Below are 14,855 nucleotides of genomic sequence, written 5' to 3' on the forward strand. Positions count from 1 at the left end.
CCCCCGGGGCCGCCGTAACGAGTCGACGAGTCGAGTCGACGCGCGAACTCACGAACGTCCACTCGAACGGCAATACTTACGCGAAACACCACCGAGTGTGCGGAAATGACACGGTCGATCCCGATAGAAACACGCTGGATTTATCAGGACGGACGGCCGAGATTCGAATGCTATGGGACAAACTCTCACCGAAAAGATTCTCGACGATCACCTCGTCGAGGGTGAACTCGAGACCGGCGAGGAGATCGGGATCGAGATCGATCAGGTCCTTACCCAGGACACCACCGGAACGATGGTCTGGCTCCAGTTCGAAGCGATGGGACTGGACGAAGTCCAGACCGAGATTGCAGCCCAGTACTGTGATCACCAGACCTACCAGTTCGACTTTAAGAACACCGACGATCACCGTTTCCTCCGCTCTGCGGCCGGCACATATGGCGCTCACTTCTCTCGCCCCGGTAACGGTATCTGTCACAACGTTCACCGCGAGAACTTCGCAGCACCCGGCAAGACGCTGCTCGGCTCCGACAGCCACACGCCGACGCCCGGCGGGCTCGGCGAGCTCGCCATCGGCGCTGGCGGGATCGACGTCACCGTCGCGATGGGTGGCGCACCGTACTACATCGAGATGCCCGAGATCGTCAGCGTACGCCTCGAAGGCGAGCTCCCCGAGTGGGCCACCGCGAAGGACGTCATCCTCGAGATGCTGCGTCGCCTCTCCGTGAAGGGCGGCGTCGGCAAGATCCTCGAGTACACCGGCCCCGGCGTCGAGACGCTCACCGCACCCGAGCGCATGACCATCACCAACATGGGTACCGAGCTCGGCGCGACGACGTCGATCTTCCCGACCGACGAGCAGACCGAGGACTACCTCGAGCGCGTCAACCGCGGCGACGAGTACGTCGAACTCCAGCCCGACGACGACGCCGAGTACGACGACGAGATCGTCGTCGACCTCTCCGACCTCGAGCCGCTGATCGCCACGCCCTCGATGCCGGACAACGTCGTTCCCGTCAGCGAAGTCGAAGGCGAATCCGTCGAGCAGGTCATCGTCGGCTCCTGTACGAACGGTGGCTACGAGGACATCCTCCCCGTCGCCAAGATGCTCGAGGGTCGCGAGACCTCGATGGAAACCGAGACGATCGTCGCACCCGGCTCCAAGCAGGCCTCCGAGATGCTCGCCCGCGAGGGCTGGGTCGCGGAGATGATGGCCGCCGGCGTCAATTTCTCCGAGGCGACGTGCGGTGCCTGTATCGGCATCGGTCACGTTCCGTCTTCGGACTCCGTCTCCCTGCGAACCTTCAACCGCAACTTCGAGGGTCGCTCGGGTATCGAAGACGACAACGTCTACCTCTGTTCGCCGGAGGTCGCCGCCGCCGCGGCGCTCAAAGGCGAGATCGTCGACCCGCGCAACCTCGCCGACGAACTCGGCGACCTCGAGGCACCCGGCGTCGAACTCCCCGACGAGTACGACGGCTCCAAGACGGACCTCATCGCACCCGACGAGGCCGTCGACGACGAACTCATCAAGGGCCCGAACATCGGCGACGTCCCGCTGAAGGACCAGCTCGGCTCCGAGATCGAGGGCGAGGCCCTGCTCAAGATGGAGGACAACATCACGACCGACCACATCATCCCTGCGACGCAGGACATCCTGATGTACCGGTCGAACGTCCCCAAGCTCTCCGAGTTCACGCTCTCGCGCGTCGACGACACGTTCGCTCAGCGCGCACTGGACGCCGACGGCGGCTTCCTCGTCGCCGGTGAGAACTACGGTCAGGGCTCCTCGCGCGAGCACGCCGCCCTCTGTCCGATGTACCTCGGTATCGAGGGCGTTCTCGCACAGAGCTTCGCCCGGATCCACCGCGCGAACCTCTTCAACTTCGGGATCGTCCCGCTGACGATCGACGAGGACACCTACGAGGACATCGACCAGGGCGACGAGATCGAGATCGTCGACGACGTCTACGACGCCGTCACCAGCGGACAGGAGGAGTTCACCGTCCGCGTCAACGGCGACGAGTACACGGCGACGCTGGACGCCTCCGAACGCGAGCGCGCAATCCTCGCGGCCGGCGGCAAACTCTCCTGGACGAAAGATCAGGCTGAAGAGAGCGGCGCCGCGACGGCCGACGACTGATCGAGACGCGACGCGTCGATACTCCGTTTTTTTGCGGCGTCGAAACCGGTAGCGGACTGTATCCTACCGAGAGCGGGTGAAGCGTGTTACGGAGAGTCAAAGCTAAAGCCGTGGGCTTTAGCCTTGGGGGAGAAGCCACCGGACAGAAACGCAACGTGATAACGGGAGTATCGAGCGACCGCGACTCGGATTCACTCCTCGAGAACGCCTTCGATCTGATCGCGTATCGGGGCTAACAGCGGACGGACCTCCTCGAACTGCGGACCTCGTTGGACCTCGTTCGTCGCTCGGTCCCACTCGATGAGTCCCGCTTCTTCGAGTTTCGGGAGGTGCACGTGGTGCATCCGCACGTCGAGGGATTCCAGTTGCTCCTCCTCGAGCGCGATGTCATCGGGGAGTTGCAGACTCGGACGGTCCTGAGAGTTGCGCTCCAGTAGCGCGACGAGCAGTCTGCGTCGGTCCCCATCCGTCAAGACGTCGAGAATCGCGTCCAGCGACGATTTCGAGGACTGTCGCTGTCTCATGCACGCCCACCCGCTACGCTCCGTTCCGAGTTCTGCCTGTCGAAATCCGAAATCACACCTGTAGCTTCAGCGGCGGTGAGGGAAAGAATGATTACGAATATGTCGGAGGTAGACGACGGAGGCCCCGAACTATCTAGAGTGTGCACCCGCGTTGTCGACACGAGAGAGTGACGTTCGTGCCCAATTCCGGCGTGTAACCCGTCGATTTCGATGCAACGGAGATCATCCGAACGAGCGACCGAGAACAGTCCTCGAACGGAATAGTTAGACGAGCGTATGGACACGACGGATGTCACACGATCAGGGATGGTCGAACGTTAGCTCACAGAGTTTCCGTTCTGCTTCCCGGAGGTGATGGGAGAACGTCGACTGAGAGATGTCTAGCGCGTCGGAGAGTTCACTGCCCGTTTGGGCGCGAGGCGACTCGAAAAATCCGCTCCGATAGGCCGTGTGGAGGACTTCCTCCTGCCGGGGTGTGAGACGATCCACGCAGGCCGTCCGGAACGTGTGCTGCGTCTCGAGCGGCCGGCTACGGGTGTGGCGTGCGAGCAGTTCCAGGTCAGTGACGGTTTCTCGAAGACGCTCGATGAACTCCCGGACCTCTGCAGTCTGGTGAAGTTCGACGACGGCGGTCGCGACTTCCTCCTCGATGGTGAGCGAGCGAACCACTACGTCCTGCTCCAGAAACTGCGATGCGAGCGTCGGGTCGGTCAGCTGTGCCTTGATCAGCGTGCCTTCCTCGTGTTCGGAGAGACAGGTCAGCTCCTCGATAGCGATGGACTGCTCGCCGACGGTCGAGAGCTCGTCCGGCGAGACGCCCGCCGCGATAAAGAAGATGGCTGCGACGTCACCCTCCGATTGGAGAACGAATCCCTCGAACTCGATCGTACATCCCGCCTGCCGTGCGAACCGACACAGCGGCGTGTCCGCCTGCCGGGACCGGACCGTGAGTTCGACGACGCTGTCCGCCTGGAGCGTCTCTCTGGTTTCGACGGCGTTGATCGCGTGGGCGATCGTGCTGCCGAGTTCCGCCAGCACCTCGTGATCGCGCTCGTCGGGTTGTGGGGTCCTGCCATAGACGGTCACGACGCCGTACAGTGACTCCTCGTAAACCAGCGGGATGCTGATACACGAGCGGGCACCCCGCTTGAGGGTGGCCTCTCGCCACGAGCCGGCTCGCGGGTCGGTGGCGATATCCGCGACGACGTGGGTTTCCCGCGTCCGAACCGCGGCAGCGATGGGATCCTCGCCGTTCGAACTCCCGTCCGTCGTGATCGTGAGCCCGTCCACGTAGCTGCCGTCGATACCGGCCCACTCTCGCGGTTCGATCGCGTCGGTGACCGCGTCGTACTCGCCGATCCAGGCGAACTCGAACCGGTCAGAGTCCGCCAATCGCTCGCAGACGGCCCGGTCGATCGCCTCGAGCGTGTCGGCCTGCACTAGCGCCTGGTCGATGTCCCGAATGAGGCCGTTGAGTCGGTCGAGACGCGTCAGTTCCTCGTTTTGCTGCTCCAGTCGCCGTTCGCCTTCGGCGCAGTCCAGCGCCGTTTCGATGGTTCCGACCATGGTCCCCGCGATGTCGACGATCGTCTCGTCGAACATCCCGGTGCGAGTCGAGGCGAGACAGATAACACCGTGTCTGCCGAGCGGAATGAGTACGCTACTCCGGAGCAGCGACGCCGACGGCCGACTCTCGGACGTCGGGATATCGTTGTCGACGGCGATATCGTGGCTGATGAACGTTTGCCAGATCCGATCCGAGAGTCCGTCCGGGAGGCGAATCGAATCGACGTTTGCTTCCGGATCGATCCGACTGATGCCCTGCTGGAGTTCTCCGGACGTCTCATCGTACCGCCACAGCGCGGCGTACTCGACGCCGAGTACGTCCCGGGCGATGTCGGCGACCCGGTCGCGGATCTCCAGTGCCTCAGCTTCCATCAACTCCCGACTCACCTCGTTGAGCCGTTCGATGGCGTTCTGGGTCCGCTTGCGGTCGGTGATATCCTGGAAGATCACCCCGACTTGCTCCTTCGACCCGTCCTCGACCCGAAACGCGTACAGTTCGAGGATCCGTCCCTGCGCCTCGAGTTCGTGTTCGAATCTGACCGGCTCTCCGGTCCGAAGAACGGTATCGTACGGCTCGAACCACTCCTCGGACGCTCCCGGAATCGCTTCTCGAATGGTCTTCCCGACCGCGTCGTCGAACCCGGAGTGCGCTTCGAACGCGGGATTCGTCTCCACGTACCGGTAGTCGGTCGGCTCCCCCGGATCGGTGTCGAGCCTTTCGAGGACGCAAAAGCCCTCGTCGATCGATTCGAACAGCGTCCGGTAGCGCTCCTCGCTCTCGCGCAGTCGTTCGTACGCTCGCTCTTTCATCCGGTGTAACTCCTGTCCGCGTAGGATGACGTCCGTCGTGAGGTGTGAGTTATCGACGTCGAGACCTCGAAGTGCGTCTTCCCTGTCGTCTTTTCGGAGTTGCTGAACGACCGGGGTGACGTCCTCGACGCGGTGAATGATGTAGTCGATCTCGTTCGTGGCGCTGAACACGGGCGAGTTGACGGGACTCCACCACCGATCCTCGAATCCGCCGCCTTCGGATTCGGGCTGCGGAATCGGATAGTACGTTACCGGAATCATGTCGGCCTGTCGCTCGGCTTCGACCCTGGCGAGCGACTCCCGTAATCTGGAAACGCCCACGGAGTCCGCATCGTCGGGATCGGGCGGGAAGACCTCGAACAGCGTCTTTCCGATGATCTCCTCCCGTTCCGTCATCGTCGCCTCCAGGTACGCGTCGCTCACCGCCACGATCTCGTAGTTTTCCGGCGTCACGACGAGGTAGAGGCCGGGCGCCTTTTCGAACAACTGGCGGAAGGTCGATTCGGCGGCGTTCGCTTCCGCCCGCCTTCGCTCGGTGGTGTCGCGGGAGATGCCGGCGACGAACTCGACGCTGCCGTCCTGGCTGCAGATCGGGCTGAAGATGTAATCGTAGTAGCCGCTCGTCCCGGACGGATCGGTGTGGGAAATCTCGCCGGACGTGGATTCCCCGCTCTCGAGAACCCGCTCGAAGCGATCGCACAGTTCGGGCGGAAGTCCCAGTTCTCGATTGGTTTTCCCGACGTATTCGTCGCGACTCATCCCCCAAAACGCTTCCAGACGCTCGTTCGCGTAGACGTACTCCTTCTCGCTGTTCCAGACGTAGACGTAATCGTCGACGTTGGAGAGTATCGCGTCGAGAAAACTCGCCCGGCGTTCGAACGCAACGCGGTTCTCGTTCGCGTCTCCGCTCGCTCGCTCGCTCGCGCTGCGCGATACCGTCGTCCTCGGCTATCGGTTCTGACGCGCCGGCATAGTCGCGCGGCCGAACCGGCTTCCACCAGACGCGTCCGCGAGCGCCGACCTTCTTGGTCTCGAGTACCCCGTCGTCGACGAGCGCGTCCAGTTTGTTGTAGACGGTCCGGGGCGTACAGTCGAATTCGGCGGCAACCTCGGGCGTCGTCAACGGCGTTCCGGGCGGAGCGAGATCGTCGACCACCTCGAGGACCGCAGTCGGTGACGGTGCGGACGAACCCATACCTCCGGATAGAGACGAACGAGTAAAAGAATTCTGTCGACGGAAAATCGAATCGAGCGGCTCCGCCCTGGCAATCGACGACGGCGGCGTTCGGTTCGAACCCGCAGACGAGCGCGAGGGTCCGGATGACGGTCCGGAACGAACAGCGTCATGTAGACGGAACCGATAGCTCGAGCGAATGCCCTCCGGACACGCAAACGCGGGCTATCGGCGGTTATTCGATCAGGACGGACTGACCTTCGGCGCCGGCTTTCCGTTGACGGGAACGAACCGTTCGACTCCGGACCCCACCGCGGAGATCCGGCTCGCGAAACGCGCCGAGTCGGTCGGCTTCGACGGCCTCTGGGCGCGAGACGTCCCTACCTACTGGCCGAAGTTCGGCGACGCCGGCCAGACGTTCGACACCTGGCCGTGGCTCTCGCACGTCGCCGCCCACACCGACGACGTCGCGCTCGGCACCTCGAGCGTCGTTCTCCCGCTTCGCCACCCGTTACACGTCGCGAAGTCGGCCGCGACCGTCGACCGACTCTCCGACGGTCGGCTCGTCCTCGGGGTCGCCTCGGGCGACCGCGATCCGGAGTACCCCGCTTTCGACGTCGATGCCGAGAATCGGGGCGAACTGTTCCGCGAGAGCGTCGAGACCCTGCGGACCGTCTGGCGCGAGGACTATCCCGAACTCGAGGGCCGATGGGGCCGTCTCAAGGGCGACCTCGACGTGGTTCCGACGCCGACCGAAGAGACGATACCGTTGCTGCCGACGGGGAACGCCCGTCAGTCCGACGACTGGATCGCCGAGCACGGCGACGGCTGGCTGTTCTACCACCTTCCGGAGCCCACGCTCGAGTCCTACATCGGGCAGTGGCGCGAGGCGACGAACGACAAACCGTTCGCGATCGCGATCCGTGTCGAACTCGCCGACGATCCGGCGGCCGAACCGGAGCCGCTGCACCTCGGCTTCCGCGCCGGCGTCGAGTGGTACCGCGACTACTTCCGGCGACTCGAGGGGTACGGACTCGACCACGCGATCGTCGGCCTGCAGAACGACGACCGGGAGCGGGCGCTGTCGGCGTTCGCCGAGGAGATCATCGACCAGGTGTAGCCGGACTCGCCGGCTCGAAGGTTCGTCAGAAGCGATCCAGCGAGAACATCTCGGTCGGGTGGTCGGTCTCGCCGTCGAGGGCGAGGTCCGCGAGAATCTCGCCGATCACGCTCGCGAACTTGAAGCCGTGGCCGGAGAAACCGGCGCCGACCGCCACCTGCGGATGCTCGGGCAGCGTGTCGAGAACGAAGCGGTCGTCCGGCGTGTTCGTGAACAGGCAGGTCTTCAGCCGCATCGTCGGCCCGGCGCCGTCCGGGAAGTACTGCTCGGCGAACGAGCGGAGAATGCGCTCGTCCTCCTGGGTCGGTTCGCGCTCGAACGCGTCGGGATCGACGGTCTCCTCCCGGTGGTTGTAGCGACCGAACTTGAACCCCGGCACGCCGTGGATCGGGAAACCGTAGAACCGCCCCTCCGGGACATGCAGGTTCCAGACCGGGAACCGGTCGGGCGCGAAGTAGTCCGGTTCCGCGGGCTGGAGCCAGGCGAGCACCTGCCGCTCGGGAACGGCGACGCTCTCGAGTTCGTCGACGAACCGCGCGGCCCACGCGCCGGCCGTGACGACGAGCCGATCGGCCTCGTACGTGTCGTAGTCGGTCTCGACGCGGACGCCACCGTCGGCGGTCGGCTGCCAGTCGACGACGCGCTCTCGGGCGCGGATCGTCGCGCCCGCACGGTGGGCCCGGTCGACGTGTGCGACGATGCACTGCTCGGGAACGAGGTAGCCGCCGTCGGGCTGGTAAACCGCCTCGTAGTCGTCGGGCAGCCGGTAGCCGGGGTAGCGGTCCGTGAGCTCCGCACTCGAGAGCAGTTCGTACTCGAGGTCGTGTTCCTCACAGGAGCGCCTCGAGCCCTCGACCAGCGGGTGGCCGGCCGGCCCGGCGTCGATCGAGCCGGTCTGGTACAGCAGCTGTTCGTCGTGCTCGGCCTCGAGATCCCGCCACAGGTCGTACGCCCGCCGCAGGAGCGGGACGTAGGCGGGGTGCTCGCAGTAGGCGAGTCGAATAATTCGGGTGATTCCGTGCGAGGAGCCGTAGCCGTGCGGGATATCGTAGCGCTCGAGGCCGAGCACGTCGGCGCCGCGCTCAGCGAGGTGGGCGGTCGCGGCGCTCCCCATTCCGCCGACGCCGATGACGATGGCGTCGTACCGATCACTCATGGGCGAGCGTACGGTGCGGGGTTCGAAAACGCTTTTCAGTCGTCGCGTCGCGCGCGGTCGCGCAACTGCCGTTTCTGTCGTCGCTCGGTAACGTGTTCGATCCCGTCCGCGAGTTCGTCTCTGACCTCGTCTTCGAACTCGTCGACCTCCTCGAGAAACGCCGTCGAGAACTCCTCGACGAGTTCGAACGTCCACTGGTCGCTGACCGCTCCCGCGGGGAGGTGGTCGTCCCGGAGCTGGTTCGCCCACTCCTCGTGACCGGCCTCGCGCAACTCGTCCTCGGCGTTGCCCATCCGATCCATCGCGTGGCCGAGTTCGTGGTGGAACTGGAGCAGGGTTCCGTAGGCCCGGTGGACGTACTCGATGCCGAGCTGGAGTTCGTGCAGGGCGTCCTCTTCGACATCGGTGAGCTCGAGATCGTCATGGTCAGCGGTCATACGTCCTCGTTCCGAGGACGAACGCCTCAAAAGAGGTTTCAGGGCCGGCAACCGGTGCCGGTTCTCGCAGGCGGGCTCGGTTACGAACGGTTATCGGAGGTCCGCCTCGCAAGAGTCGGCAGTCGCGACGGTGCTACACGTTCGGCTGTAACTGGTTGTGGGAGTCGCCGCGACAGTCCGGCGACTTCCACCACACAGAGGTCCAGTCGAACGTGTACTCGACGGAATCGTCCCGTAGAAGCCGCCGCGGTTCTGTCCGAGCTGGACGAGCCGCTGTCAGACCTCGTCGGGCGGTGCGTCGATCTCGATCGCGTGGGTGACCCGGCTCGCAGGCTCCTGGACGAACTCGTCGCCCGGCAGCGAGCCGACGACCTCCCGCGGGGTCGTCACCCACCGACGGTGCCACGGCCGGACGCGGGTGTGGTACACCGCGGTCATCGAGAGGGCAGCGATGATCCACCACCGCGGTCGGCGCGGCCCGACGGCCGACTCCCGGTCCGATTCGCCGTCCGCGTCGTCCGCCGACCCGTCTCGATCACGACGACGGTGTAGCGCGTGTATGAGCGGTCCGAGCACAGCCGACCGGTCTACGACAGCGAACCGTACAGAGGAGCGGGTCCCTCGAGTCCTCGTCAGCCCGATGAGTGCGCACGAGACACGGGCGTCGCCCATCCGCTCGGCGATCGTCGCCGTCTGTCCCTCGCTCGTCCCGTAGCAGAGCAGGACCCGCGCCATCAGCGGCCACCCCGCGGGGCAGGCTGCGGACCGTCGTAGGGGAGTTTGTCGCGCACGGCTATCAAGGGACGCCCGTCGAGGAGGGATGAGAATCTCGTCGAGGAGGGATGAGAATCCCGTCGAGGAGAGATGATGGTCGGCGAAGCCCCGCGTCAGACCGTCCGCCGATCGCCGAGCGGCGGCGCACTGGCGTCGAACCCGTCCGCCCGGAGTTCCGCCGCGAACGCCTCGCAGCGGTCGCCGTGATTGACGAGGATGGAGGCGTCCGCGTAGGACTCGAGGAACGCGCGGACCCCCTCGCGATCCGCGTGTGCGGAGAAGTCGTACTGTTCGACCTGGGCGCTGACCCGCATCGCCCGTCCGTCGATCACCGCGCTGCCGCTCTCGTACAGTTCGTGGCCGGGCGTCCCCTCGACCTGGTAGCCCGTCATGGCGATCTTGTTCGTCGGGTGCGTGCGAATCGCCGGCACGTACGTCATCGCGGGGCCGCCGTGGAGCATCCCGCTGGTGGTGACGATTACCGTGTTCTGTTCGGCGATTCGCTCCCGTTGCCCGTCGCGGCCGTCGACGAACCGGGCGTTGCCCTTCGCTCGGCGGAGGAGGTCGGGATCGCGCAGGAACTCGCGGTTTCGATCGCGAAGGAACAGGTCCGTAACGCGCTTGCCCATTCCGTCGACGTAGCACTCGAGGTCGTGCTCCTCGCAGATGCAGAGCACCTCCTGGGTACGACCGATGGCGAACGCGGGGACGACGACGGTGCCGCCCTCCCAGAGGGTCGTCTCGAGGCTGTCGACGAACGACGCTTCGATCTCGGCTCGCGGCGGCCGGGTGGTGTCGGAGTAGGTGCTCTCGCAGATCACGGCGTCGGCGTCGGGGCGAGCCGTCGTTCCGGAGAGCAGCTGCTGGTTCTCCGCGTGGAAGTCGCCGGTGTAGAGCAGTCGCGTCTCCCCATCGCTGACGAGGACGTGCGCGCTGCCGGGAACGTGGCCGGCGTCGAAGAAGGTGATCTCGTATCCCGCGGCGCGGAAGGGCTCGCGGTAGCCGTGGGTCTCCGAAACCTGGGTGACGCGAGCCACTTCGGCCTCGGTGAACGGGCAGTCGTACGTTCCCCCGTGAAGCTCGATGGTATCTCGTGCGAGCACCATCGTGAGGTCGTAGGTCGGCGGCGTCCAGTGAATCGTCGGGCGGGTGTCGCCCGACAGCAGGGTGGGGACTGAGCCGACGTGGTCGAGGTGGCCGTGGCTGACGACGACCGCGTCGGGGTCGACGTCGTCGATCGGAAACGACGGCGGGTTCCCCGAGTCCATGCCGAAATCCAGCAGCAGCGAGTCGTCGATCAGCACCGCGCTCCGACCGATCTCGCGGGCCCCACCCAGGAACTGAACGTCCATGGCGGCTCGTTCTCGCTCGAGCGGTTTGCCTCCGTTGGTTCACCGCCTCCGCGCGGTTCCGACTGCACCCGTCAGCCTCTGACGAACAGTGTACTGTCCGACCGACGGCCCGACACGCCCGAGCGGCGGCCGGGAAGAGACTGCCGCACGCTTAGGTGGATCTATGCTAACGGGACACTCATGACGGCTGATCAAGACGCAACGGGCGACCGCAGCGAGGAATTCGACCGCGACGTCGAGACGGCGATCGTCACGGGGGCGATCGGCGGCGTCGGCTCGTGGATCGTCGATCGACTCGCGGACCAGGGCGTCGAGGTCGTCGGGATCGACCTCGAGCGACCCGAGGGGACGCGAGCGAACGCGACGTTCCGCGCCGTCGACCTGCGCGAACAGGCGCCGACCTGGGAGTCGATCCACGAGATCGACCCGGACGCGATCGTCCACTGTGCCGGCATCGCCGACCCGTTCGAGAACCCGTCGACGCGGATCTTCGAGAACAACACGATGAGTACGTACAACGTGCTGGTCGCTGCCGGCCGCCTCGGCGTCGACGTCGTCTGGACCTCCTCGCAGGCGAGCTACGGTGCCCTCTTCGGCGAGGAGTGGATCCCGGACGCCCTGCCGATCGACGAGGACCACGAGCGGCGGCCGGCCGACGCCTACGGCCTCTCGAAACGGTGCGGTGAGGAGATCGCGAAATCCGTCGCCCGCCGGGACGGCGCGTCGGTGACGACGATCCAGCCCGCCACGATCTTCGCCCCGGACAGCCACCGGACCCGACCGCCCCAGGAGACCGACGAGCTCTCGGCCGACGACGTCGGCGGCAACTTCGGCTCGTACGTCGATGTGCGGGACGTGAGTCGGCTGGTCGAGGCGGCACTCGCGACCGGCGTCGAGGGCCACGAGACCGTTCTCTGCGTCGCCGACGAGAACTACCTCGGCCGACCGACGACCGAACTCGTCGAGACCGTCTGCGGCGAGGTTCCGGAACGGTGCGACCTCGAGGGACGGCAGGCTGCGCTCTCGAACGCGAAGGCCGAGCGGCTCTTCGACTGGACTCCTGCGTACGAGTGGCACGATATCGAGGAGGAGGCCGCGGCTCCGGACTGGACCTGACGATCGCGGTCAGGACGGGCCGTTCGAACGGGGCTCGCCCGTCGGCGGATCGCTCGATGCGCCCGCCCGACGCGTGAGTCCGATGAGATAGATATCGAGCAGACAGACGATCAGCACCGCGAGCGGAACGGCGACGTCGGTGTAGCTGACCGTCTCGAACTGGAGGGCGGCGAGGACGAACGGCTCGCCCGGCTCGAGCGCTCCCGACACCGTCCGCGCGCTGAGAAACGCGAGCGCGAGCGCGTAGAGCGCGAACCAGGCCACGCCGCGTTTCCACTGGCCGAGATACCAGTGGCCGAGGCCGGCGACGAGAGCGGACAGCGGGTACGCCGGCCAGAGTGATCGAGTTCGATCGGTCATGGCCGTGCGTTCACCGCGGAAGACAATCCGTGTTTTCCTCGAACCGATCTCGGCGTGCCGGGAGCCGGGAATCCGGATGACCCGTACTCGAGCGTTCAGTCACCCGGTTCCGGCGTCGGGCCGGCCGGTTCGTCGCTCACGACGTTCTCGGTCCAGGTGCCGCGCAGGAACCACGCCGCGGTGACAATCGCCGAGAGGACGTACGAGATCGCGACGGCGTACCAGACGCCGACGACGCCCATGTTGAAGACGACGATCGCGACCGCCGCGATCGGAATGCGGTACAGCCAGAGCTCCTGGATCGATAACAGCATGGCTGCACGGGTCGAGCCGCTGCCGCGAAGCCCGCCGAGCAGGATCTGGAAGACCCCGAGGAACAGATAGGAGGGGCCGGCGATCACGATGTAGGCGGCGCCGTACTCGATCACCTGCGCGGACTCCTCGCCCTCGATAAAGACCGCCGTGATGGGTTCGGCGAGCGGGTACGCGATCGCAACGACGACGGCGAAGATCGAGACGATCACTACCGAACTGAGTTTCACCGCTCGCCTGGCCCGGTCGATCTGCTCGGCGCCGAGGTTCTGGCCGACGACGGTCTCGGTCCCGCGGGCGAGCCCGAGCGCGGGCAGGAACATCAGCGACGAGAGCCGGTTGATGATCCCGTAAGCGGCGACCGCGTCCGTTCCGGCGAGCGCGATCACCGCCGTGAGCACGGTGATACCGAAGGCGCGAAAGCCCTGCTCGGTCGCCGTCGGCGCGCCGATGTCGAGGATCTTTCGGACCGTTTCTCCCTTGAGCCACAGATCCGACAGCGACGGCTCGAGCCCCACCCGACCCGAAAAGAGCAGGTAGAGGCCGATGCTGGCGGCGATACCCCGGGAGAACACCGTCGCAACCGCGGCGCCCGCGACGCCGTACCCCTCGAAGCCGGTGGCGCCGTAGAGGGCGGTCTCGAGTCCGGTCGCCCCGATCCAAGCGAACATCGGGTTCTCGGTGAAGCCGAGGATGAGGAGCGGATCGATGACGACGTTGATGACGACGCTGACCAGCATCAGGTACAGCGGCGTACGCGTGTCACCCCAGCCGCGGGAGAGGGCGTCGAAGATGAAGAACCAGAACATGAAACAGACCCCGACGAAGATGATCCGGGTGTAGGTAACGGCGTAGACGTACGCGTCGCTGCCCGGCTCCGCCCCGATCAGCCGCATCATCCACGGCGAGAGCGCGTAGCCGACGATCGCGAACGCGATCGCGACGAGCGTGACGAAAGAGAGCGTCTGGCCGGCGACGTGCGAGGACTGCGTGAAGTTGCCCGCGCCCTTGTGCTGGGAGACGAGGACGGTCCCCGCGACGGTCAGCCCGCCGCCGACGCTGACCATCAGGAAGACGATCGCCCACGAGTACGAGAGGGCGGCGACGGCGTCGCCGCCGAGTCGCCCGACCCAGAAGGTGTCCGCGAGATTGTATCCCACGTGCAGAAGCTGACCGGCCACGATCGGCGCCGAGAGGACCACCAGCGGTTTGAACAGCGCGCCGTCGGTGACGTTGACCGAGCGATCGGTCCCACCGTCTGCGTCGCTCACTCTCGGTCACCCGTGTTGCCGGCGTCGGGGCCGTCGCCGTCAGCCTCGTTGTTGGTAGTCTCGCCGGCGGCGACTCGGTTCTCCCCGTTGCCCTCGGGAAGCGTTCTCGGGTGTCGCTCCGCCGGGAACGACGCGTCCTCGGCGAGCAGGTCGTCGAACACCCACGTTACGGTCGCCGACCGGACCTGCTCTAAGTACTCGTCGCGGTCGAGGGTTAGCTGGCGGATGCGCGCCCCGTCGAAGGTCGCGATCAACAGCGACGCCGTCTCCTCGGGATCGTGTTCCGTGAACTCGCCCGACTCGAGCCCCTCGCGGAGGATCTCCTCAAGCGTATCGCAAAGCTGGTCGTCGCTCTTGCGGAGCTTCTCGCGGTACTGTTCGTTGTACGGCGCCTGCGTTCGAAGTTCGAGCATCGCGACGTGGAACGACTGGCGGTCGTCCTCGCCCGGTCCGTAGAGGAACCAGTCGACGAACGTCGCCAGCCGCTCGACCGGCGGCAGGTCGCGGGTTTCCTCGACGCGGTCGTCGAACCGCTCGAGGAGGAACTCGACGAAGTCGGCGAGCAGATCCTCCTTGGAGTCGTAGTGGTAGAACAGCAGCGACTTGCTCTTGTCCGTCCTGTCAGCGATATCCTGTGCCGTCAGCTCTGTGTATCCGTGCTCGCAGAGGGCCTCGTAGGTTGCGCGCATAATCGACGCGCGAACGTCCGGATCGGTCACTAACTGACTAGTTAGTCAGGGGCG

General features: G+C 65.6%; 12 protein-coding genes. 3 read left to right on the top strand and 9 right to left on the bottom strand.

Translation table 11 applies throughout. The features are described 5' to 3' along the window. Positions 1-172 precede the first annotated feature (172 nt). Positions 173-2,140, top strand: coding sequence for an aconitate hydratase (locus NED97_RS17585; protein ID WP_252488315.1), 1,968 nt, complete (start codon positions 173-175; stop codon positions 2,138-2,140). Positions 2,141-2,331: 191 nt separating this feature from the next. On the opposite strand, the gene NED97_RS17590 is transcribed toward NED97_RS17585, so the two are convergent. After that, the gene (locus tag NED97_RS17590) at positions 2,332-2,664 is read right to left on the bottom strand and encodes a DUF7344 domain-containing protein (RefSeq protein WP_252488316.1); all 333 of its coding nucleotides are present in this window, start codon (positions 2,662-2,664) and stop codon (positions 2,332-2,334) included. A 300-nt stretch (positions 2,665-2,964) separates the two neighbouring features. Next, positions 2,965-5,889 (bottom strand): bacterio-opsin activator domain-containing protein, encoded by a 2,925-nt coding sequence (locus tag NED97_RS17595; protein ID WP_252490649.1) that lies wholly within the window; start codon positions 5,887-5,889, stop codon positions 2,965-2,967. A gap of 524 nt (positions 5,890-6,413) precedes the next feature. On the opposite strand from NED97_RS17595, the gene NED97_RS17600 reads away from it, so the two are divergent. Further along, a complete protein-coding gene (locus tag NED97_RS17600; RefSeq protein ID WP_252488317.1) occupies positions 6,414-7,334 on the top strand; it encodes an LLM class oxidoreductase in 921 nt (306 codons plus the stop codon). A 25-nt stretch (positions 7,335-7,359) separates the two neighbouring features. Here NED97_RS17600 and solA read toward each other — a convergent pair whose 3' ends face one another. From solA to NED97_RS17620, 4 genes are all read right to left on the bottom strand, one after another. Beyond that, positions 7,360-8,490, bottom strand: coding sequence for an N-methyl-L-tryptophan oxidase (gene solA, locus NED97_RS17605; RefSeq protein ID WP_252488318.1), 1,131 nt, complete (start codon positions 8,488-8,490; stop codon positions 7,360-7,362). Between the two features lie 35 nt (positions 8,491-8,525). Continuing rightward, a complete protein-coding gene (locus NED97_RS17610; protein ID WP_252488319.1) occupies positions 8,526-8,927 on the bottom strand; it encodes a hypothetical protein in 402 nt (133 codons plus the stop codon). Positions 8,928-9,203: 276 nt separating this feature from the next. After that, positions 9,204-9,662 (bottom strand): hypothetical protein, encoded by a 459-nt coding sequence (locus tag NED97_RS17615; RefSeq protein ID WP_252488320.1) that lies wholly within the window; start codon positions 9,660-9,662, stop codon positions 9,204-9,206. A gap of 152 nt (positions 9,663-9,814) precedes the next feature. Further along, complete coding sequence (locus tag NED97_RS17620; protein WP_252488321.1) at positions 9,815-11,053, bottom strand: MBL fold metallo-hydrolase; 1,239 nt, start codon at positions 11,051-11,053, stop codon at positions 9,815-9,817. 180 nt (positions 11,054-11,233) lie between these two features. On the opposite strand from NED97_RS17620, the gene NED97_RS17625 reads away from it, so the two are divergent. Beyond that, on the top strand, positions 11,234-12,169 hold the full coding sequence (locus tag NED97_RS17625; RefSeq protein ID WP_252488322.1) for an NAD-dependent epimerase/dehydratase family protein: 936 nt from the start codon (positions 11,234-11,236) through the stop codon (positions 12,167-12,169). 9 nt (positions 12,170-12,178) lie between these two features. Here the strand turns inward: NED97_RS17625 and NED97_RS17630 are convergent, their stop codons facing one another. From NED97_RS17630 to NED97_RS17640, 3 genes are all read right to left on the bottom strand, one after another. Further along, entirely contained in the window at positions 12,179-12,529 is a 351-nt protein-coding gene (locus NED97_RS17630; RefSeq protein ID WP_252488323.1) for a hypothetical protein, read from the bottom strand. A gap of 95 nt (positions 12,530-12,624) precedes the next feature. Beyond that, the gene (locus NED97_RS17635) at positions 12,625-14,112 is read right to left on the bottom strand and encodes an MATE family efflux transporter (protein WP_252488324.1); all 1,488 of its coding nucleotides are present in this window, start codon (positions 14,110-14,112) and stop codon (positions 12,625-12,627) included. Next, on the bottom strand, positions 14,109-14,831 hold the full coding sequence (locus NED97_RS17640) for a TetR/AcrR family transcriptional regulator (protein WP_252488325.1): 723 nt from the start codon (positions 14,829-14,831) through the stop codon (positions 14,109-14,111). Before NED97_RS17640 ends, NED97_RS17635 begins: the two co-directional genes overlap by 4 nt. Positions 14,832-14,855: the final 24 nt, after the last annotated feature.

The sequence above is a fragment of the Natronococcus sp. CG52 genome, assembly GCF_023913515.1.
Classification (GTDB): Archaea; Halobacteriota; Halobacteria; order Halobacteriales; family Natrialbaceae; genus Natronococcus; species Natronococcus zhouii.